A 21,762-nucleotide genomic window follows, 5' to 3' on the forward strand; every position below is an offset into this window, starting at 1 on the left:
TCATTTTTCACGAAGTATGACTAGAGGGTTTAACTGGCTCGGGGCGAGCGGTAAGGGCACTTTCCATTGTCTCCCAAGTCATTGTTCCCACAGATGTCGCCAAATCAGCCATGCCTGGTACATGACGTTGGGCTTCTGAAAAAACTGATAGGAGTGGACGTATGAAGGGAACAACCCATGTCCATTCAGATGTAGGGATTTTGAGGGAATCTGCAAAATGATCTCCCAACAGTGAACGGGACAGGGTTAGAGCAACATCGTCAAACCAAGGAACGCCTGATAACTGTTTCGGCAGAGGCATCGTCCGAAGTGCTTGCACAAGCAATCGCGAATCCTCATTGGGAAAACCTTCTTGGGCAAATAACAGTTGTAAGAGACTCTCAGCTTGGGTTTCTGAGGCACACAAAAATTCTGAATCCACCCCAGAGATGTACCCAGAATAAGCCCAAAGGTGTAAAATGCCTTCTACTTCTGCTTGGGTAAAAATTACGCCTAACTCCCGTAATCCCTTAACTACCCCCAAGGAGAGTAAGATGAGTGTGACTGCCATATGACATTGATTAACAGGTATTCCCATCTCTTCACGACGCCACTGTCCCGAACTCTGCAACAGACGTCGCACCTGAGCATGCATTAAACGAACCTTCACATTCAGCTTAAAGCCCTCACTAAACCTACGCAATCCCCCTGACTGACAGGTTAGCCGCACAAAGCGACTGGTCTCTGCCAAGCGTCGAGGAGCGCGTTCCACAAAATTGCCTGTAAATACTAAGGGTTTTGTACCTGCTGGAGAAGCATACATAAGTGGGAGGCAATATAAGCTCAGCACAGGAGCAATTAGCAAGGAAAGTCGCTGAATAGTTTGACTACCCATCTCGATGCGCTCCCAGTCAACCCATAGTGGTATGGTCTCCAATTGCTCAAAGAGCGCTTTTAGTGCATCTGGGGCATCTGGAATGGCAGCACTGCCCTCGTTCAAAAAGCTATTGAGAGTTCTAACCGCTTTACCAGAAGAAAGCTTTGCTAAAGCCAAAACTGCTTCATCGGCTAAGGGATCTCCTTTAAAAAGAAATTCCTTACACCGTGTTGCCTGCAACCCATATTCCTGAAATGCCTCATCAAAGCGGTAGTAAGAATGTTTGAATGTCATGGAAAATCATGAAAAATTAGTCTAATAATATCAGAACCTTTAATATCAGAACCTTTGCGTGTCATTACAATTCTGGCAAACCTCACTTTGTATCGTTTTGCTGGCATAGCTTTCCCTTGTTTCTTATCTACGCCTTTATTTTGCTCGTCAATTTATTTATCTTTGACTATCTACTATGGTTCTAAGGTTTTACTCTAAAGTTTTAATGATGGCTTGCATTTCCTGAGCGATCGCTACTTGTTGAGCTTCGGAATTAGTTTCCATATAAACCCGCATTAATGGTTCAGTTCCCGAGGGACGTAAAAGTACCCATGATCCGCCTTCTAAATAGAGTTTAACTCCATCCTTTAAGCCAATTTCTTTAACTGGAATGCCAGCGATCGCCCGTGGGGGATTAGTCTTGAAGTGGGAAATTACCGCCGCTTTATGGGGATTACTTAAATGTAAATCCAACCGATGGTTAAATAAAGCTCCCCCTGCTTCCTCAACTACTTCTGCCACAATTTGACTAAGGGGTTTACCTTCGTAGGCAATCACTTCAGCCACGAGCATATCGGCAAGAATGCCATCTTTTTCGGGAATATGTCCAATAATACTCAGTCCCCCCGATTCTTCACCACCGATCAGCACTTCAGTTTGACGCATTAGTTCGCCAATGTACTTGAAACCCACAGCAGTTTCATAGATTTTCAAGCCATATCTAGCTGCTAAGTTATCTAACAAGTGCGTAGTGGCAACGGTTCTAACGATCGCTCCTTTTTTCCCTTTATTGACAACCAAATGCCGAGCCAATAATAGCAATACTATGTTTGGAGTAAGGACAGTTCCCTGCTCATCAACAATACCAAAGCGATCGCTGTCTCCATCAGTTGCTAAGCCAATATCCGCTTGATCGGATTTCACGGCAGCGACTAATTCAATTAGCTGATCCCCTTTCGGTTCTGGCATCCCCCCGCCAAATAAAACATCACGGTAGGTATGAAAAGATTCGGCTTCACAACCACAATACTCAAGTACAGTATCTAAATAGCCCCTAGAAGTGGAGTACAAGGCATCATACTTAACTTTGAGTTTGGCACTGCGAATGCGATCGCAATCTAAAATTGTATAAATAAACTTGAGATAATCAGGCTTTGGATCAAACCGAGAAATTAAATTACTGGGAACTCCCGTTGGCACCTCATCGGTTGATCTATCAATATTGGCGACAATCGTATCGGTAATCGCTGGAGTAGCAGGACCAGCATAGTCGGGAATATATTTGATCCCACAGTAGGGCGCAGGGTTATGGCTGGCAGTAAACATTAATGCACCCGCCGAATTCAGGTATTTAGCAGCATAGGCAATTACTGGGGTAGGGCAATCACGCTCAACAATTTTCACCGTCCAACCTAAACTAGCTAAGACATGGGCAGCAGCGATCGCAAATTCTTCAGCTAAAAATCTGGTGTCATAGGCAACCAGTACTGGACGACTTTGATCGTAGGCAGTGCTTAAATATTTGGCGATCGCCCTCGTAACTTTTCTGACATTAGGAAATGTAAAATCATCGGCAATAATGCCCCGCCAACCATCCGTACCAAACACAATTTTGCCTGTACCTTCACCAATTACTTGTGTTGCGCTCATATGTTGTTCCTTGTTTTCTCTGAATACTAGGATAAGCTAGTCTGGCACCTAGGTTTTAATTAAAAAATCAGGATAATATGGGGTATAGAAGTTATTTAAGTATGTAAACGTGGTTACTCAAGCTGTAAAACCTACCGAGATCATTAATTCCGACCGTTACGAGGCTAAGACCCAAGAAATTGCCCGCAAAATTCTCGCTGCTAGTAAAGGTGGTTTTTGGGACAAACTCAAAGGGGAAATGCGCCTAGACGATAAATTAATGGCGTGGGGTATGGGAAATGAAGGTTTGCGCGTCCAGTTATTTCGGTTGATCGATTGCCTACCTGCCTTGAAAAGTAAAGCCGAAATCGCCCGACACATGCAGGAATATTTAGCTAGTGATGCCGTTGAAGTTCCCGCTCTGCGATCGCTTCTGAATTTTAGTACGGATAATCCCAACTCCTTAACCGCCACCGCCGCCGCTACAGCATTAGGAGCAGCCGTAGAATCCTTAGCGAGAAGATATGTCAGTGGAGAAAACCTACCTGAAGCAATTAAAAATATTGAACGGCTCCGAAAGGAACGCTACGCTTTTACGATGGATCTACTGGGCGAGGCAGTAATTAGTGAAGTTGAAGCACAGTCATACTTTGATCGCTATGTGCAGATGATGATCGATCTCACGAACAAAGCAAAATCGTGGACAGTAATTGATCAGATTGATAAAGCAGATGGCATTGAACTGCCTAGGGTGCAGGTGTCAGTAAAGCTTAGTGCTTTCTATTCCCAATTCGATCCCCTCGATCCATTGGTGACCACAGCAAAGGTGAGCAAACCAGTCCGAACTCTATTACGAAAAGCAAAGGAACTGGGATGTGCTGTGCATTTCGACATGGAACAGTATGCTTATAAGACTTTAACCTTGCAGATTCTGAAGCAGGTATTAACGGAGCCAGAATTTTGCGATCGCACCGATGTGGGAATTACACTTCAAGGGTATTTACGGAATTCGCAACAGGATTTATTAGATTTAGTCGGATGGGCAAAGACTAGAGGCAAACCCATCACTGTGCGTTTAGTGAAGGGAGCTTACTGGGATCAAGAAACCATCAAGGCATATCAGCAGGGCTGGGATCAACCTGTTTTTAATGAAAAAAGTTCTACGGATTATAACTATGAACGCTTAGTAGAGATTCTCTTAGAAAATCATCAATATCTCTATGCCGCCGTTGGCAGTCATAATGTGCGGTCTTTAGCAAAGGCGATCGCTATTGCTCAAACTCTAAATATTCCCCAACGCAACTTTGAAGTGCAAGCTCTCTATGGCATGGGTGATAAATTTACCAAGGCGATCGCAGATATGGGATACAGAGTCAGGATTTACTGTCCCTTTGGGGATTTAATTCCGGGTATGTCCTACCTAATTCGGCGATTACTAGAGAATACTGCCAATAGTTCGTTTTTGCGCCTGAGTACCAATGATGAACGACCAGTGGATGAATTACTGGTAAAGCCGACCTTAGAAACTGATTCTGGGAAAAATCGTCACATTGAATTTGATCGTTTTTCTAATGCTGGTGATACCGATTATGCCCAAGCTGACAAGCGATCGCAGTCCCAACAGGCATTTAACTTGGTTAAAGCAAGTTTAGGTAAAACCTATCTTCCTATTGTGAATGGAGAGGAACTACAAACGGAGGCATTCGCTGAGTCTCTTAATCCTTCTAACTGCTCTCAAGTTGTGGGTAAAATCGGACTAGCAAGCATCGACCAAGCGGAACTGGCAATGACTGCTGCTAAAACCGCATTTCCCAGTTGGAAGAAATTAACAGCAACGGAACGGGGTAATATTCTGCGTAAAGCTGCGGATATTATGGAAGATCGACGGGCTGAACTCAGTGCTTGGATTGTTTTGGAAGTTGGCAAACCAGTTAGGGAGGCAGATGCGGAAGTTTCTGAAGCGATAGATTTCTGTCGCTACTATGCTAAGGAAATCGAAAGAATATCCCAACCTGTGAAACGGAATGTACCGGGAGAAGATAATACCTATATCTATCAACCTAGGGGAGTGGTTTTAGTGATTTCGCCTTGGAATTTCCCCTTGGCGATCGCTTTGGGTATGAGTGCAGGGGCATTAGCCGCAGGGAATACGGTAATCCTTAAACCTGCCGAGCAAGCTTCTGTGATTGGTGCCAAGATTATGGAAGTCTTCCAAGCCGCAGGAATGCCCAAGGGCGTATTTAATTATCTATCAGGAAAAGGTTCCCAAGTTGGTTCCTATTTAGTTAAACATCCAGATGTCCAAGTGATTGCCTTTACGGGTTCGCAGCAGGTGGGATGCCAGATTTATACCGATGCCTCAATTCTTCAGCCTAAGCAAAAGCACATGAAGCGAGTAATCGCCGAAATGGGAGGGAAGAATACTATCATCATTGATGAAAGTGCCGATTTAGATCAGGCAGTAGTTGCCGTGATGAATTCAGCTTTTGGTTATGCTGGACAAAAATGCTCGGCTTGCTCAAGGGTTGTGGTTTTATCACCCGTTTATGAAAATTTTCTAGCTAGATTAGTAGAAGCGACCCGTTCTTTAACCGTCGGTGAAGCTAATTTACCTGCGACTAAGGTGGGGGCAGTAATTGACGGCAAGGCTCAAGAGAAAATTCTGAGTTATATCCAAACAGCAAGGGAAGTAAATAAAATTGCCTTAGAAATACCAGTTCCTCATCATGGCTACTATGTCTCGCCCACGATCGTTACTGATGTTAAACCTGATGATCTGATCTCCCAGGAGGAAATCTTTGGTCCAGTTTTAGCAGTTCTGAAGGCAGATAGTTTTGATGAGGCTCTAGCGATCGCTAATAATACCAATTACGCTCTCACAGGGGGAATCTTCTCCCGTACCCCTTCCCATATTGAAAAAGCATACGCTGAATTTGAGGTGGGAAATCTCTATATCAATCGTGGTATCACAGGGGCATTAGTCGATCGCCATCCCTTTGGGGGATTTAAGCTTAGTGGCGTAGGTTCTAAAGCGGGCGGGCAGGATTATCTCTTGCAATTCCTAGAGCCTCGTTCGATTACGGAAAATACCCAACGTCAGGGCTTTGCCCCTTTGGATATGCTGGAATAAAAGTTAAAGAATAAATCCCTCAGAAAATTATGCTTTTAACCGTTTGTGATGAATCAATTTCAGGCGAGAAGACTAATCGCAAGACTATTACTTTAGCGATCGCTCTGTGTACAGCCGCAGATATACTACGGGAAAGAGTGCGGCAAGAGGTTGAGTTATTTAATAACCAGCAAGAATCTGAGTTTCAAGGACTAGTGCAACCTGAAGATTCTCTGCGATCGCCTAGGGGCTATAAACTAAAAACCAAACGTATTATTAACTGGGAAGAACAGTACGAAAAAGCGATCGCTGCTTTTAATAAAAATGCCTTTCTGATGTTGGTGAATAATAAGCAAATTGTTAGCTTGGATGAAGAACTTGAAATTTCCGAAGATATGGAGATAAGCTTTATGCGTTTAACTCCCTTGGTTGGTGGATAGCAATACAATAGGACATAGATTAAGAGGAGGGTAAATTTGTGATATTCGATTCTTTTGATTGGATGAAAGGTGAACCTAAACTGGTTGGAGTCGATGGTTATCCTATTTACGAAAGTGATCCTTATTACACACAACACCTATCTCTTGACGAAATTTTAACAGAGGCATTACTTCCAGAGTTTTGGTGGCAGAATGCTAATATTGGACTTGAGAGTTCGGTTACAACCATTTACTGTATATTTGATATTTCTGCTTGGCAAAGACTATCTCAAAGCAGGATTAAGATTATTAGTGAAAAAGATACTTTTATTCTTAAAACTATTTTTGCCTGCTACTTAAGAGTTTGCTGGCTTAATAGGAATATATCTGGGATAGCGAATGAAGAAGATAAACTGGATCGATACTTACAAGAATTAAAAGGCTTAAATTCATTATCAGAGCCAATTGACATAATAATCCCTACACTTGTTGATATGAGTCAAATTTTTTTGAATGAAGGGATTAAAGCCAACCCAAGAAATAAATATCTTCAGGTATTGTATGGAATTTCAGAGAATCTAGTCCTTGAAATTACAAGTTTATCCAATTCAGAAGTTATTGATTTAATTGACGTTTATACAAAAGGAATATTTCTGCATAGCTCTCATAGCTTGAGTAAGTCCGTAAGCTCAAAAATCATGAATTTAATTAATAAGCTAAAACCCTTTTCAGTGGAATTAGAAATTGCCTTACATAAAATTAAATCAGCAGCCATAATTCAAAATGATCATGATAATTACAAAAAGTGGACAACGTTTTTAGAAAAGGCATTAGAGGAATATACACTTTTGCCTGGTGATGTATGGAGCGATCGCCTATTACAAGACCTTGAACCTTTAGATAATGATACTAAAAAAGCTTGGCAGGAACTAATTCTCCATGCTGGCACAGCCGATAAATCTAAACCTACGGCAAAATGGAATAAAAAAGCGAAAGAGTTAATTACTGAAATTGGAGAAGAATCATTTGTCAATTATTGCTTAAAGTGGTTTCCATTAGTGGCTGAACCGAGAGAAGATAATGGCAAAGGCTTTTCTGATACTTCTCTATATATCGATCTTGATCCAAAGGATGCTGTTCTTCTCTTGCATGATAAAAACTGTCTGCTTCTCAAAGGCTTAGTTTGGAGTTGTAGCAACTTGGAAGATAATCGTCTGATTCCTGCATTTGGGGCATTAGCTGAAACCTGTTATCGAAAAATTCCGCAAATTGGGGCGCGATCGCAATTAGTGGGTAATGCTTGCATATATGCCCTAAGCGTTATGTCTGGCAGGGAGGCTATAACTCAGTTAGAGAAATTACAGGCAAAAATCAAATATAGTCAAGCAAAGAGCTTAATTCAAAAAGCATTCGAGACGGCGGCGAAAAGACAAGGTATCACTAAAGAAGATTTATTAGAGCTTGCAGTTCCTAACTATGGACTCAATGAGAATGGTCTATTACGTCAAAGTTTTGGCTCTTTTACGGCGGAAGTGAAAATCCTCAGTTCCACCCGTGTGGATTTACAATGGTATAAACCCGATGGTAAGTTACAAAAATCCCTTCCTGCCGAAGTAAAAAATAATTACAGTAGCGAACTAAAAGCATTAAAACGTCATATCAGTGAAATTGAATCTCTGCTTAAAGTTCATCGCGATCGCCTTGAAAATACCTATCTACAACCTCGCACTTGGAAATATACGGATTGGCAGGAACGTTTTAGCCATCATCCTCTCCTTGGATATTTAACAAATCGCCTAGTGTGGGAGTTTAGGAATGAAACCCACCAAGAAACTGGAATTTGGCATCAAAATCAAGTGGTAAATGCTCAAGGGCAAGCTTTAACTTGGCTAGAAACCACCGAAGAAGTAAATGTAGTTTTATGGCATCCGATCTTTGCCGACTCGACCTTGATTTCCAGTTGGCGAGATTGGCTAGAACAACATCAAATTTGCCAACCTTTCAAACAGGCATATCGAGAAATTTATCCCCTGACTGAAGCGGAAAGAACCACAAGGACTTACTCTAATCGCTTTGCTGCCCATATTCTGCGCCAACATCAAATGTATCAACTCATGAAGCAAAAGGGTTGGCAATATAGCCTCCAAGGTGGGTTTGATGGAGCTAATAATGCGATCTTCCATTTACCACAGAGCAATTTACAAGCAGAATTTTATGTTGACCCCGCAGGTGAAGAGGTATCCGATGTCTATATTTATCTCTATGTGGCGAGCGATCGCGTCTGTTTTTACGATCAGCGATATACACCAATTCCCTTGGAAGATGTGCCAGCTTTGACATTCTCGGAAGTGATGCGAAATGTGGATTTATTTGTGGGCGTAGCAAGTATTGGTAACGATCCGAACTGGAGCGATCGCGGCGAAAATCTTCACAACTATGATAACTATTGGGAGCAATACTCCTTTGGCGAACTAGCTATGACCGCCCAACTAAGGCGTGAGGTAATTACTCGATTATTACCAAAACTGAAAATCAGCGATCGCTGTAAGATTGATGATCGATTCCTGATTGTTGAAGGCAAAAGACGCACCTATAAAATCCATTTTGGTAGTGGCAATATCCTAATGGAGCCTAATAATTCCTATCTTTGTATTGTGGCAGGCTGGGATAAATCCTCAAATACAGATAGTCTATTTCTACCCTTTGAAGGTGACAATACCCTATCCCTTATTCTCAGCAAAGCTTTCCTCTTGGCTGATGATGACAAAATTAAGGATAGTTCCATTTTGAGTCAGATCGGTCGCCACTGATAATCATAACTTGGTAGTGATTAAAAGGGCATGATAGGTGATCAAAAGGCGTAAAGTCAAACTGAAGTAACCATAGAACTAAAATGTCCTTTGATCTATTCAATTTTACTCTTGGATATATTACAAGACCTGATTTCTGTTAAAGTTATGAGATATTTTATAAATTTATAGAAACATCTGGCTAAATAGTTACAACATGACTCAATTACAATCAGAGGTAAATATAGATTACAGTCCTCTGGCACAACTTTTGATACAGCAAGACTTTGAAGCTGCTGATCGCTTTACCTCTTTGATGTTGCGAGAAATTGTCGGAGAGAGTGCTGTCAAAAGGGGTTGGCTATACTTTACTGAAGTGGCACAAATTAATAATACTGATCTCAAAACTATTAACGATCTGTGGCTGGCACATTCTGATGGAAAGTTTGGTTTTTCTGTGCAACGTAAAATTTGGCTAGGCTTAGATAAAAATTGGGAAAAATTTTGGTTACAAATTGGTTGGAAAAAAGATAAAAGATTTACCAGATACCCCACCGAGTTTATTTGGAATACCACTGCTCCTAAAGGACATTTACCGCTATCAAATCAGATTAGAGGGAACAAAACCATTGCTGCTATATTTGCCCATCCCCTATGGTCATTATAAATTCCATTGGAAACAAGTAAAATAATAACTAGAATAACGAGGATTAAACTTTGATTGCCGCAACAGCACCCACCACCGATTCTGATACATCTGTAAGCCTACCCCACCGCCAGATGATTGCCATCCTCGATTTTGGTTCCCAGTACTCTGAACTAATTGCTAGGCGCATCCGTGAAACTCAAGTCTATTCAGAGGTTTTACCCTACTACACCACTGCTGCCGAATTAGCAAAATTTAGCCCTAAGGGTATTATTCTTTCGGGTGGTCCCAGTTCCGTTTATGATCAGGGCGCTCCCACCTCCGATCCAGAAATTTGGAATCTTGGTATTCCCATCTTAGGGGTGTGTTACGGTATGCAACTGATGGTGCAGCAACTGGGTGGTAATGTAGCAAGGGCGGAACGGGGAGAGTATGGTAAAGCCAATCTGTTGATTAATGATCCCACTAACCTGCTTACTAATGTTGAGAATGAAGCAATAATGTGGATGAGTCATGGCGACTCGGTGATTGCTATGCCCGAAGGCTTTGAACTTTTGGCTCACACTGCTAATACCCCTGTGGCAGCGATCGCTAACCTAGAGCAAAATTTTTATGGCGTGCAGTTTCATCCTGAAGTAGTGCATTCATTGGGTGGGATGGCATTAATTCGTAACTTTGTCTATGGTATTTGTGAGTGTGAACCGACTTGGACTACCGATGCGTTTATTGAAGAGGCAATTCGAGAAGTGCGATCGCAGGTCGGAAATCAGCGTGTGCTTTTAGCTCTATCTGGTGGTGTGGATTCTAGCACCTTGGCATTTCTATTACATAAGGCGATCGGGGATCAATTAACTTGTATGTTTATCGATCAGGGCTTTATGCGTAAACAAGAGCCAGAAAGATTAGTAAAACTATTCAAAGAACAATTTGCGATCCCTGTGGAATATATTGATGCTAGCGATCGCTTTTTAGCAAAAGTTAAAGGCATTACCGATCCAGAACAAAAGCGTAAAATTATTGGTCGTGAGTTTATCAATGTATTTGAAGCGGAATCAAAACGCTTAGGACCCTTTGATTATCTGGCACAGGGAACGCTCTATCCCGATGTCATTGAATCGGCAGATACTAATATCGATCCAGCCACGGGTAAACGGGTTGCGGTCAAAATTAAGAGCCATCACAACGTGGGTGGACTGCCTGATGACTTAAGATTTACCCTAATTGAACCCCTACGCAAACTATTTAAAGATGAAGTGCGTAAAGTTGGCACTGCATTGGGTTTACCTGAGGAAATTGTCAAACGTCAGCCCTTCCCTGGTCCTGGGTTAGCTATACGGATCATCGGTGAAATTACCCCCGAGCGCCTAGAAATGCTCCGAGATGCCGATATGATCGTTCGTCAAGAAATTAATCGCTCAGGTAGTTACAACAATTACTGGCAGGCTTTTGCGGTATTATTGCCCACGATCAGAAGTGTCGGTGTCATGGGAGATCAACGTACCTATGCCTATCCGGTGGTTTTACGCTTTGTTACCAGCGAAGATGGCATGACCGCAGACTGGGCAAAGGTACCCTACGAACTCCTAGAAACTATTTCTAACCGCATTGTCAATGAAGTTAAGGGCATAAACCGTGTGGTTTTAGATATTACCTCCAAGCCCCCCGGCACTATTGAATGGGAGTGAATTTACCGCCTAGTCCTTCGACGATCGCCTTGGTATTAGCAATTAGCATTGTTTGATAGGTATTAGCATTACTGCCTTCGGCTCCCAATCCATCAGTAAACAGAGGTTGATTTGAAATATTGACTTGAGATTCCTTGGATAGGGTTTGAATTAATTTAGGATTAATACTAGATTCAGCAAAAATAGTGGGTACCCTGCTAGATTTAATTGTATTCACTAAGTCTTTAATTCTTGTAGGCGTGGCTTTTTCCTCGGTGCTGATTCCCTGTAATGCACCTTCAAGGGGAATGTTGTATGCTTGTACATAGTAACCAAGGGCATCGTGGGTGGTCACAAGCCTACGTTGATTAGCGGGAATAGTGGCAATTTGGGTTTTAATCCATCTATCTATGGCTAAGATTTCCGTAACTGTCTTTTTACTGTTTTTTTCGTAAAGCTGCACTTGTTCTGGGGCAATTGTTTTTAACTCAAAGGCGATCTCTTCTACCATTTTTATCCCATTTTGAGCGTTATGCCAGACATGGGGATCGGGTTCTAATTTTCCTGTGGCTTTATCATCCACTTCTTCACTTTTTGCCAAAATTGGCTTGGGTACAGCAACTTCTGCCACAGCTACCTTTCCAGCAGTTCCAGTATCAGCCTTGATCGCTCGGATTAATGTCGGTTCAAAATTATAGCCACTGTATAAAACTAATTTCGAGTTGGCGATCGCCTTAATATCATCGGGTGTGGTTTTATAGGTATGGGGATCGGTACCAGCTTCAATCAAGCATTTTAGATTAATGGTCTCCGCAGCTATTTGTTTGGTTAAATCACAAATCACACTAGAAGTTGCCACAACTAAAGGTAAAGGTTTATTAGGGGCTTGATTTGAAACATTATTAATATTTGACTCTTGATTACAACCACTCAGAATAGCGATCACTCCAGAAATTACAGCTAATATCCTAATTTTTCGCTTCAATATTTTCTTCCCCATTTACTTCACCATCCAAGTAGGTTTGTGCTATATTTTGAGAATGGTTATCATTTTAATTTTGTCATGTTAGAAGTTCAAGAGCTTTCTGTCAACTACCGAGGGTTAAAAGCACTAGAAGCAATAAACTTTCAGATTCATAGGGGGCAGGTTGTGGGGATAATTGGTCCTAATGGCGCAGGCAAAAGTACCCTATTCAAGGCTTTACTGGGTTTAATTCCTCTACTATCGGGTCAGGTCACCTATAATGGCAAACTACTGTCACGCCAAAAACAACGGGTGGCTTATGTTCCCCAGCGATCGCAAATAGATTGGGACTATCCCGTTACCGTTTGGAATGTAGTGATGATGGCACGTACTACCTATTCAGGTTGGTTTCACAATCACAGCCGCCGTTCCCAAGAAATTGTCCGAGAAGCATTACAAAAAGTAGAAATGTTGCACCTAAGCGATCGCCGCATTAGTGATTTGTCTGGTGGTCAACAGCAACGGGTATTTCTAGCAAGGGCATTGGCACAGGAAGTAGATTTATTTCTACTAGACGAACCCTTAGCTGGTGTGGATAAAAAAACTGAAGAACTAATCCTAGAGATTTATCGCGATCTAAAAGCTCAAGGAAAAACCCTGTTAGTAAGTTGTCATGAATGGGGGCAGACACTAGATAATTACGATCAACTGCTGCTCTTAAATCAGTCTTTAATTGCCTATGGTTCACCCCAAGAAGTCATGACCCTTGAAAACATTCAATCTGCCTATGGTTCATCGCAGCAAGTTCGCCGACTTGTCAGTCCTTTAGAGGCGGTAATGGCTTGTTAGCAATTAAGCCAAACTTTTAAAGTGCTATAGTGAAGCCATCTCACAATAATTAAACAGGTGAAAGTCATGAGCAAAGAGCAAGGCGGCAAAAAAGAATCCAAAAAACCTAAACAAGATGCTAAAGCTAAGAAAGAAGCTAAGGATCAAAAAGCTAAAAAGAATGAAAATCGTTACGAATAACCTAATTTGAGGTAAATAATCTTTACCTTACTTCTAATATCTCTTTATCTTTTGCTTTATTAACTTGGGGTAGTCAGCTTAGCAAGTATGATGTGATAGCTTATCCCCTCTTTGTACCATCCGGCATAGTTGCTCCCGACAGATTTGCCTCAACTATATTGGTAGCATAGATATTTACATCCCTCAGATCGGCATTACTAAGGTCAGTTTGAGCAAAATTAGCCTTAGTGATGTTGGCTCCGCCCAAAATTGCGCCACTCAAATTCGCCATACTTAGGTTAGCTCCACTTAAATTAACCCCCTTAAGATTTATTCCACTGAGATCAGCTCCAGTTAGATTAGTGTTGCTAAAAATCGCACCTTGTAAATCCGCACCAACCAAATTAACCTTACTCAGATTGGAATTACTGAAGTCTGCACTGCTTAGTATCGCCCCAGCTAAATTTGCCATAGTTAGGTTTGACTCAACACCACTAACATTGCTTAAATTGGCATTTGTTAAATTCGCCTCACTCAGATTGACTTCCATCATTTTAGCTCCAGTCAAATCTGCATTTTCCAGATTGGCATTTTTCATCACGGCTCGATTCAGATGAGTACTATGTAAGTTTGCCCCACTCATATTTGCTCGGTTCAGTTCAGCGCCACTCATTCTGGCTTTACTTAGATTAGCTCCACTCAGATCGGCATCATTGAGTTCTGCCCCAAATAGCCTATGCCCACTTAGGTCTTGACCTTTATAATTTTTTCCTATTGGCTTTGTCGAACTTTCAGACATTTTTACGCTCAGTGTATGCTTGGATACGATTTCAAGAATTATAGTTAGGGATATTAGGCAATTAATACACTATTTAAGTTTTCAATTTGCTTTTTGTAAAAACATCTTAAATTCCTCATCGTAAACTAATAATACTTTAATCCCTTGCTGATTATTGGCAGAAAAATATAAAAAAGCGTAAATATTTGGTAGAGTTATAAATCCTTGCTTTTGTTTAACCATTAGCCCTATTGTCCATAAGGAAATTAATTTATGAGCCGTCTTTACGAAACCATGTATATTCTGCGTCCTGATCTTAATGAGCAAGACCTAGAAACTGCGATCGCTAAATATAAAACCCTACTCGAAGAGAAAGGGGCAGAAGAAATTTCAATTCAAAATCGAGGCAAACGCCGCCTTGCATATGAAGTCAAGAAAAATCGTGAAGGTATTTACGTTCAGCTTAATTATACTGCTCCCCCTGTAGCGGTAGAAACCTTGGAAAGAACCATGAAATTAAGTGATGAAGTAATTCGGTTTATGACCATAAAAGTTACTCCCGAGCAACTGGCAGCAGCAGATCAGCCAGTGGAAATTGTAGCCGAACCCATTGCAATGCAGCGTGGACCTGGAGCTATGGATATTTAAGAGTAATTTTTTCTATCAACTAGGCTATTAACTAACACCAACTCAGGGAGAGATCATTCATTTAGACCTGAGTTTTTTATTTTTTGTGCTATTTGCTTGTTAAAAGTATTTACCATGTCAATCTATTAATTTATTTATAGACTAGACTAGGAGATCAAATTTAATAAAAAATTATCTATGCGCCTGAGTGAAATTACTCATCCTAACCAGTTGCATCGTCTCTCGATCGCTCAACTCGAATCCATTGCCCAAGAAATTCGCAATAAGCACTTAGAAACCATTGCGGCAACAGGGGGGCATTTAGGACCAGGATTAGGTGTAGTAGAGTTAACCCTAGCTCTCTATCAAACCCTTGACTTGGATCACGATAAGGTGGTTTGGGATGTAGGACATCAGGCATATCCCCATAAATTAATTACTGGACGCTATGATCGCTTTCATACCCTTCGCCAAAAAGATGGGGTTGCTGGCTACTTAAAACGCAGTGAGAGTAAATTTGACCACTTTGGGGCAGGGCATGCTTCTACCAGTATTTCCGCAGCTTTAGGCATGGCGATCGCTCGTGATGCTAAGGGTGAAAATTTTAAAACCGTGGCTATTATCGGGGATGGGGCATTAACTGGTGGCATGGCATTGGAAGCTATAAATCATGCTGGGCACCTACCTAAAACTAATTTAATGGTGGTGCTGAATGATAATGAAATGTCCATCTCTGCCAATGTCGGCGCAATTCCCCGCTATCTCAATCGCTTAAGACTAACTCAGCCCGTAAAATTCCTGAGTGGCACCATTGAAGAACAGGTCAGAAATCTACCATTTGTGGGCGGTTCCCTCGGTGATGAACTGGATCGGATTAAGGATAATATTAAAATCCTGACTATGGTTCAAAACAAGGTGGGAGCTGTGTTTGAAGAACTGGGCTTTACCTATATTGGCCCCATTGATGGACATAACCTCAAGGAACTAATTGACACCTTCCAGATGGCTCATAAGTTGCAGGGGCCAGTCATGGTTCATGTTGCCACTACTAAGGGTAAGGGTTACAGCTACGCCGAAGCTGATCGAGTTGGTTACCATGCCCAAGGTTCCTTTAATTTAGACACAGGTAAATCGGCACCATCTAGTAAACCTAAGCCCCCCAGCTATTCCAAGGTTTTTGTTGATACCTTAATTAAGCTAGCAGAAAAAGACAAACGCATAATTGGGATCACAGCGGCAATGGCAACGGGTACAGGCTTAGATAAGTTGCAAGCCAAACTGCCCGAACAATATATTGATGTGGGAATTGCTGAGCAGCATGCTGTCACCTTAGCGGCGGGATTAGCCTGTGAGGGAATGCGCCCTGTGGCGGCTATTTATTCCACCTTCTTGCAACGTGCCTTCGATCAGATTATTCATGATGTGTGCATTCAAAAGCTTCATGTATTTTTCTGTTTAGATCGAGCAGGCATCGTCGGTGCCGATGGTCCAACTCACCAAGGTATGTATGATATTGCCTATCTGCGTTGTATTCCCAATATTGTGCTAATGGCTCCCAAGGATGAGGCAGAACTGCAACAAATGGTAGTGACGGGACTTGAATATGATGGGGCGATCGCCATGCGTTATCCCAGAGGCAATGGTTATGGGGTACCGTTAAAATCAGAAAACTGGGAGCCAATTCCCATTGGTAAAGCGGAAGTTCTTAGAGAAGGGAAGGATGTGTTGCTAGTGGCATTTGGGTCTATGGTTTACCCTGCGTTACAGGCAGCGGAAATCCTTATGGAACATGGAGTCCAAGCAACTGTAGTTAATGCCAGATTTGCTAAGCCTTTGGATATGGATTTAATTGCACCTTTGGCTCAAACTATTAGTAGGGTGGTTACGCTGGAAGAAGGTTGCTTAATGGGTGGCTTTGGGTCTGCGGTTTTAGAAGCATTAATGGATTTACAGATTTTGGTGCCTGTTCATCGGATTGGTGTGCCTGATGTGCTTGTGGATCACGCTTCCCCTGAACAATCCTTCGCCGAATTAGGATTAACCAGTGGTCAAATTAGCGATCGCATTTTGGCAGAAATCCAACCTGAAGGGGCAAAGCAAAAAGCTGATTTAATTCAAAAATAAATTTGGATGCTCCATAAATGCCTAGCAAATGGCTATCGATTGTTGGCATTGGTGAAGATGGACTAGAGGGGTTAACTCCTGTGGCACGATCGCTTATTGATCAAGCTGAGGTGATAGTAGGCGGCGATCGCCATCTTAGGATGCTTGATCCAAGGTTAGATCACGACTTAAATCACAGATCAAATCAGCAAGAAAGACTGGTTTGGTCAACACCAATTTCAGACAGTATTAAGCAAATTCTGAGTTATCGGCTAGAGCGATCAGTATGTGTAATAGCTAGTGGTGATCCGATGTGGTATGGCATTGGCGTAACCTTAACTAAGCAAATTCCCATAGAAGAGATCACAATTATCCCTGCCATCTCTACCTTTAGTCTTGTTTGTGCGCGGTTAGGATGGTCAATGGCAGAAGCTAAAACCTTGAGTCTATGTGGTCGCCCCGTTTCTTTACTTCAAGCTTATATTTATGCCAATGCTAAACTTTTAGTCCTGAGTAGCGATCGCCATACCCCAAAACTTGTGGCAAAGATTTTAACTGAGCGGGGCTTTGGTCATAGTAAATTTACAGTTTTAGAGCATTTAGCTGGAACTAAAGAACGGATAATTTTTGAAGTTGCTCAAGATTGGATTAGTTTGGATTATGAGGTAGCAGATTTGAATGCGATCGCCATTGAATGTATTTCTAATTCACCGTATCCAACAAAAAATTTCTCCCGTACCGTAGGCTTACCCGATCACGCCTATCACCACGATGGACAGTTAACTAAACGAGAAGTCAGAGCTATAACTCTATCGGCACTTGCTCCTTTTGCAGGGGAATTACTTTGGGATGTGGGGGCAGGCTGTGGTTCCATTGGCATTGAATGGATGCGAACTCATCGCAACTGTCGAGCGATCGCCATTGAAAAATCCCGTACTGCCTACATTGCTGATAATGCCATGAGCTTAGGCGTACCAAATTTAGAAATTATTGAAGGTTCTGCTCCAGACGTATTAGCAGGCTTACCCACGCCCGATGCCATTTTTATTGGTGGGGGAATTACAACATTAGGAATGATAGAAACTTGCTGGAATGCTTTGCGATCACAGGGACGTTTAGTCGCCAATGTCGTTACCCTTGAGGGTGAACAGAAACTATACCAATGGCAGCAACAATTAGGCGGTACCTTAACCAAAATTTCCATCGAACGAGCTGAACCCGTAGGTAATTTTTTGGGTTGGAAGCCGATGATGCCCGTTACCCAGTGGTTAGTTTATAAGCCGTAAATGTTTAAGAATCCATGCGATCGCTTCATCAATTTCACTTACTTTCTCACCATCGGGCATAGGAGGACGTTGAATCATCACCACGGGTATATTTAGCTCTCTTGCCGCAGTTAACTTAGCCGCCGTAGCCTCGCCCCCACTATTTTTAGTCACGATCGCCTCAATTTGATAATTCTTTAACAACTGCCGTTCTGACTCCAAACTAAACGGACCTCGATCTAGCAACACTTCACTATTGGGGATTACCAGATCAGGTGGGTCAATGGAGCGCAATAAAAACCATACTTGGGGATGGGATTTGGCTAACTTTAAAAATGGTTCCAGTTGTTGTCTTCCCGAAGTAATAAAAAATCTCGTGCCGAGTTCAGGAAGTATGACCGCAGCAGCTTCTACACTTGCAACCTCAATCCAGCGATCGCCCTTGACTTTTTGCCATTGTGGACGCACCAAAATTAAATGGGGAATTTTAGTAACTTGACAAGCGATCGCCCCATTTCCAGAAATTTGTCCCGCACAGGGATGGGTAGCATCAATAACCACATCAATTTTTTGCGCCTGTAAATACTCTATTAGTCCAGCCACCCCACCAAACCCACCTATTCTCACATCTCCTACCAAAGCAGCAGGTTTACGAGTTCGACCCGCCAAGGAAGAGATGATTTCCAGTTCGGGAATATGTGCCAACTTCGCCGCCAGTTTTACTGCATCACCAGTACCACCTAAAACTAAAACCTTCATGCCCCAATCCTTTAACCAACATTTAACCTGAAGTGTCCAAGTCTGTCTGATACATTAAACCCTAGACTTAAATCAAAAAAATTTAAAAATTACTAAAAAATAACTAATTGGGAGTTTATATGCTGACAGAGTTGCAAAAACGTAAATTAATGAAGTTATTTTCTATGTATGATGCCTGCAACTTAGGTGTATTAAAAATTTCTGATTTTGAATGCTTAGCAGAACGTCTTGGCAATATACGCGGCTGGGCAACTGATTCCATTCCCTACGAAAACATTACTAGTAAGTTTATATATCTGTGGAACCGTATCCGCTCAGAAATTAAGAAAGTTTATAATTCTCAGCCTGAAATTCTCAATAATCCTGACGCATGGAGTACTCAAATTCGGACGCAGATTACTTTAGAAGAATGGCTAACATACTTTGATGTGGTTTTAGCAAATCATGAATATCATCAAGAAATTTTAGACTTAAGTGATGCCATATTTACGGTTGTAGATAGCGATCAAAGTGGACATTTAGATAAATCAGAATGGGCAGATTTATTTCGAGTTTATAATATTCCCGTTATTTATGTGGATGAAACCTTTAGCAAAATTGATCTGAATGGGGATGGTACTTTAAGCAATGCCGAAGTTATGTCCATGATTGAAGAATTTTACTTTAGTAGCGATCCCAATAAAGCTGGCAATTATATGTTTGGTCCTATTTAAGATGCTAGTTTCCGCTTTATAACAGTGTTAAAATTTCTTTAAAATCCGCCTGAAACATAGCTATGACATTGCTAAAGATCAATGAATTATTGATTTATAAAAACTGTACCGATCAATCTTTTCAGCGTGGTCAAGAATATATGCGATCGCTAATTTAATCTCTACTAGGGTGTTCATAAGAGAATTAAGTGAGTACAGGTATATTTACTTCGTTAAATATTAACATGATGTAAAGAGAGCCCCCCTCCACAAAAATCTAACAGCGATCGCATTCCTCAAAATCTAAATTCTTATAAGGGTGCTGGTATGATACAAGTGGGTTACAGGCAAATCTTGTTTATGAAAAACTATCGCGATCGCATACGCATCAATCCGAATATTCGCAGTGGTAAACCATGTATAGCTAACACACGCATTACTGTATCAGACGTGTTTGATTATCTCGGTGGTGGAATGAGTGTTGAAGAAGTATTAGATGATTTTCCAGATTTAACATTTGCAGATATACAGGCTTGTTTTGCGTTTGCTGCCGATCTCGATCGCCGTTTAACAGTTGTTCCCTATGAAGTTACTGTTTGATCAGAATTTATCGCCAATAAAACCAGTATCAGCTAGTGGATAGGGCTTCAAAGCTTGCCTTCAAGTTTTAAAAGTTCTTCAGCAGAAAATTCTTCGGTATTTATAGATGCGGTTGGAGATAGTGCAAACATTCCTACCAATGGGTCAGATTCATCTTCAGGAGTATGATTTACCCGAACTTGCTTATCCTTTTTGAAGTAATGCTCTTGGATATATCGCTCAGCATACATATATTCTTGATTTCTGCGGAAAAGGCTACCAGTTTCTTCATTAGAAAAACCGATTTCTCTCAAAAGGCAAGCTTGAAGCATATATCCTAAAATTCTTGTTGCCCAAAATAAATCTCTACCTCGAAAAAATTGGTCTTCGGGCTTGTTATTAAAATGTGTATTGTGATTTCTTGTGTTAACAACCGTTTTGATAAATTCATTTCTATCTTCTACCAATGGATTAACTACTTCTGTGACAAAATCAAAAATATCATGTAGTCTTTCTTTAAGTACAAACTTTTTTTTATGGTTAAACTTTTCCGAACGCCTGTGATAAGACTCTAGTGCTTGAACAATCGGTAAAAATTGATCTTCAACATATAAGCTAGACGTATATTTTGTACTAAAAAATAGGTTGCATACACTATCAAATTGAGAACTAATAGATAACCAATTTTTTAAGAAGTCACAAAATTTGTCCTTAACATCTCGCATTGTGAAAAACATATCGAAAAATTTAATATTTTTTGAGGTGTCCCCTTTAGTTTTAGCGAAGAAAACATCAATTATTTCATTTTCTTTTAAAATCCCTAAAGTTTGAAGATGACACAGTTCCCCAGTTGCTAAAGTCATAAAGTTTTGCCAAGGATATATAAATTTATGATTCCATTCACGCAGAGTCATACCCTCATGACTATGTAGAGAAATTGTTCCATATTGCTTAAGCTCAATATTCCTTGGGAAGGTTCTCATCATATTATGCCCGTAAAAAATTGAGATATTGAATTCCTCAAAATCCACATTTATAGGTTTAGGAGTTCTGTAGCTAAAGTCATAACCCAAAAGCTCTCCTGATTCATCATCTACAACATGTTCGGTTTTAATAGAGGGAATACATAACCACTCGTCAAAATAATCAAATTTAAGAATAATCTTACTAAGCTTTGCTTCTTCAGGATTTAAAATATGTTCCCCAATAAAAGCAATATGAACAGATAAAATCTCAGTTTTAAATCCTGGGAAACTAACCCTAGAACCTATAACATAGCAGCTTCCTAGACTAACTAGCTTCCCGTGTACTATTCCTAAAATAGTTGGGTAAGTAACAGATTTTATGCCGAAATCTATTGATGTTTCTTGAAGCTTGCCAAGCAGAGATAGCTTTAAGTCTCCAGTTTTTATGCCTGTTAAAGTTCCAGCTACCTTATGATCTGGGAATTGTGGAAGCCACCAGTAGCCTTGATATTCAGTCCCTTCTTCTTGTGTACTCATATATTTCTATTGGCTTTACATCCTAATTTGTATCCTAACATTAAGTATTTGGGGCTAAAGTATCGATCAAACCTAAGTACATTGGTATTCTAAGCTTCCT

General features: G+C 41.1%; 17 protein-coding genes. 11 read left to right on the top strand and 6 right to left on the bottom strand.

What is annotated here, in order from left to right; genetic code table 11:
• Positions 1-7 precede the first annotated feature (7 nt).
• Together SYN7502_RS10900 and SYN7502_RS10905 are read right to left on the bottom strand one after the other, a co-directional pair.
• Entirely contained in the window at positions 8-1,150 is a 1,143-nt protein-coding gene (locus SYN7502_RS10900) for an oxygenase MpaB family protein (protein ID WP_015168879.1), read from the bottom strand.
• Between the two features lie 189 nt (positions 1,151-1,339).
• Positions 1,340-2,779: a phosphoglucomutase/phosphomannomutase family protein gene (locus SYN7502_RS10905; RefSeq protein ID WP_015168881.1), complete on the bottom strand. Its 1,440-nt coding sequence runs from the start codon at positions 2,777-2,779 to the stop codon at positions 1,340-1,342.
• 109 nt (positions 2,780-2,888) lie between these two features.
• Here SYN7502_RS10905 and pruA point away from each other — a divergent pair, with 109 nt between their 5' ends.
• The 5 genes from pruA (at position 2,889) to guaA (ending at position 11,406) form a co-directional block, all read left to right on the top strand.
• Entirely contained in the window at positions 2,889-5,888 is a 3,000-nt protein-coding gene (pruA, locus tag SYN7502_RS10910) for an L-glutamate gamma-semialdehyde dehydrogenase (RefSeq protein WP_015168882.1), read from the top strand.
• 29 nt (positions 5,889-5,917) lie between these two features.
• Positions 5,918-6,307 (top strand): hypothetical protein, encoded by a 390-nt coding sequence (locus SYN7502_RS10915; RefSeq protein ID WP_015168883.1) that lies wholly within the window; start codon positions 5,918-5,920, stop codon positions 6,305-6,307.
• Between the two features lie 38 nt (positions 6,308-6,345).
• A complete protein-coding gene (locus SYN7502_RS10920; protein ID WP_015168884.1) occupies positions 6,346-9,096 on the top strand; it encodes a DUF4132 domain-containing protein in 2,751 nt (916 codons plus the stop codon).
• Positions 9,097-9,292: 196 nt separating this feature from the next.
• Positions 9,293-9,742 (top strand): GUN4 domain-containing protein, encoded by a 450-nt coding sequence (locus SYN7502_RS10925; protein WP_015168885.1) that lies wholly within the window; start codon positions 9,293-9,295, stop codon positions 9,740-9,742.
• 113 nt (positions 9,743-9,855) lie between these two features.
• Complete coding sequence (gene guaA, locus SYN7502_RS10930) at positions 9,856-11,406, top strand: glutamine-hydrolyzing GMP synthase (protein WP_051023684.1); 1,551 nt, start codon at positions 9,856-9,858, stop codon at positions 11,404-11,406.
• Here guaA and SYN7502_RS10935 read toward each other — a convergent pair.
• Positions 11,390-12,370, bottom strand: coding sequence for a metal ABC transporter solute-binding protein, Zn/Mn family (locus SYN7502_RS10935; protein WP_246828906.1), 981 nt, complete (start codon positions 12,368-12,370; stop codon positions 11,390-11,392). The genes guaA and SYN7502_RS10935 overlap by 17 nt on opposite strands.
• A gap of 39 nt (positions 12,371-12,409) precedes the next feature.
• Here SYN7502_RS10935 and SYN7502_RS10940 point away from each other — a divergent pair, with 39 nt between their 5' ends.
• Entirely contained in the window at positions 12,410-13,198 is a 789-nt protein-coding gene (locus tag SYN7502_RS10940; RefSeq protein ID WP_015168888.1) for a metal ABC transporter ATP-binding protein, read from the top strand.
• Between the two features lie 280 nt (positions 13,199-13,478).
• On the opposite strand, the gene SYN7502_RS10950 is transcribed toward SYN7502_RS10940, so the two are convergent.
• Positions 13,479-14,156, bottom strand: coding sequence for a pentapeptide repeat-containing protein (locus SYN7502_RS10950; RefSeq protein ID WP_015168890.1), 678 nt, complete (start codon positions 14,154-14,156; stop codon positions 13,479-13,481).
• Between the two features lie 252 nt (positions 14,157-14,408).
• Here SYN7502_RS10950 and rpsF point away from each other — a divergent pair, with 252 nt between their 5' ends.
• The 3 genes from rpsF (at position 14,409) to SYN7502_RS10965 (ending at position 18,151) form a co-directional block, all read left to right on the top strand.
• Positions 14,409-14,783, top strand: coding sequence for a 30S ribosomal protein S6 (gene rpsF / locus SYN7502_RS10955; RefSeq protein ID WP_015168892.1), 375 nt, complete (start codon positions 14,409-14,411; stop codon positions 14,781-14,783).
• Between the two features lie 177 nt (positions 14,784-14,960).
• On the top strand, positions 14,961-16,886 hold the full coding sequence (gene dxs, locus SYN7502_RS10960; RefSeq protein ID WP_015168893.1) for a 1-deoxy-D-xylulose-5-phosphate synthase: 1,926 nt from the start codon (positions 14,961-14,963) through the stop codon (positions 16,884-16,886).
• Positions 16,887-16,903: 17 nt separating this feature from the next.
• Positions 16,904-18,151, top strand: a complete 1,248-nt coding sequence (locus SYN7502_RS10965; protein WP_015168894.1) for a bifunctional cobalt-precorrin-7 (C(5))-methyltransferase/cobalt-precorrin-6B (C(15))-methyltransferase — start codon at positions 16,904-16,906, stop codon at positions 18,149-18,151.
• On the opposite strand, the gene SYN7502_RS10970 is transcribed toward SYN7502_RS10965, so the two are convergent.
• Entirely contained in the window at positions 18,134-18,889 is a 756-nt protein-coding gene (locus SYN7502_RS10970) for a cobalt-precorrin-6A reductase (RefSeq protein ID WP_015168895.1), read from the bottom strand. The two genes, SYN7502_RS10965 and SYN7502_RS10970, sit on opposite strands and share 18 nt — an antisense overlap.
• A gap of 119 nt (positions 18,890-19,008) precedes the next feature.
• Between SYN7502_RS10970 and SYN7502_RS10975 the strand changes: the two genes are divergently transcribed.
• Entirely contained in the window at positions 19,009-19,602 is a 594-nt protein-coding gene (locus SYN7502_RS10975) for an EF-hand domain-containing protein (RefSeq protein ID WP_015168896.1), read from the top strand.
• 306 nt (positions 19,603-19,908) lie between these two features.
• A complete protein-coding gene (locus tag SYN7502_RS10980) occupies positions 19,909-20,181 on the top strand; it encodes a DUF433 domain-containing protein (protein WP_246828907.1) in 273 nt (90 codons plus the stop codon).
• A gap of 47 nt (positions 20,182-20,228) precedes the next feature.
• Here SYN7502_RS10980 and SYN7502_RS10985 read toward each other — a convergent pair whose 3' ends face one another.
• Positions 20,229-21,662 (bottom strand): ApeA N-terminal domain 1-containing protein, encoded by a 1,434-nt coding sequence (locus SYN7502_RS10985; protein ID WP_015168898.1) that lies wholly within the window; start codon positions 21,660-21,662, stop codon positions 20,229-20,231.
• Positions 21,663-21,762: the final 100 nt, after the last annotated feature.

Origin of the sequence: Synechococcus sp. PCC 7502 (genome assembly GCF_000317085.1) — a bacterium.
In the GTDB taxonomy this organism is placed as follows: domain Bacteria; phylum Cyanobacteriota; class Cyanobacteriia; order Pseudanabaenales; family Pseudanabaenaceae; genus PCC-7502.

Excerpts from the sequence above, each read along its gene's own strand:
- SYN7502_RS10965 (WP_015168894.1), top strand. The coding sequence starts at position 16,904 with ATGCCTAGCAAATGGCTATCGATTGTTGGCATTGGTGAAGATGGACTA.
- SYN7502_RS10970 (WP_015168895.1), bottom strand. The coding sequence starts at position 18,889 with ATGAAGGTTTTAGTTTTAGGTGGTACTGGTGATGCAGTAAAACTGGCG.
- SYN7502_RS10905 (WP_015168881.1), bottom strand. The coding sequence starts at position 2,779 with ATGAGCGCAACACAAGTAATTGGTGAAGGTACAGGCAAAATTGTGTTT.
- SYN7502_RS10915 (WP_015168883.1), top strand. The coding sequence starts at position 5,918 with ATGCTTTTAACCGTTTGTGATGAATCAATTTCAGGCGAGAAGACTAAT.
- guaA (WP_051023684.1), top strand. The coding sequence starts at position 9,856 with ATGATTGCCATCCTCGATTTTGGTTCCCAGTACTCTGAACTAATTGCT.
- SYN7502_RS10950 (WP_015168890.1), bottom strand. The coding sequence starts at position 14,156 with ATGTCTGAAAGTTCGACAAAGCCAATAGGAAAAAATTATAAAGGTCAA.
- SYN7502_RS10985 (WP_015168898.1), bottom strand. The coding sequence starts at position 21,662 with ATGAGTACACAAGAAGAAGGGACTGAATATCAAGGCTACTGGTGGCTT.
- SYN7502_RS10900 (WP_015168879.1), bottom strand. The coding sequence starts at position 1,150 with ATGACATTCAAACATTCTTACTACCGCTTTGATGAGGCATTTCAGGAA.
- dxs (WP_015168893.1), top strand. The coding sequence starts at position 14,961 with ATGCGCCTGAGTGAAATTACTCATCCTAACCAGTTGCATCGTCTCTCG.
- SYN7502_RS10925 (WP_015168885.1), top strand. The coding sequence starts at position 9,293 with ATGACTCAATTACAATCAGAGGTAAATATAGATTACAGTCCTCTGGCA.
- rpsF (WP_015168892.1), top strand. The coding sequence starts at position 14,409 with ATGAGCCGTCTTTACGAAACCATGTATATTCTGCGTCCTGATCTTAAT.
- SYN7502_RS10980 (WP_246828907.1), top strand. The coding sequence starts at position 19,909 with ATGATACAAGTGGGTTACAGGCAAATCTTGTTTATGAAAAACTATCGC.
- SYN7502_RS10975 (WP_015168896.1), top strand. The coding sequence starts at position 19,009 with ATGCTGACAGAGTTGCAAAAACGTAAATTAATGAAGTTATTTTCTATG.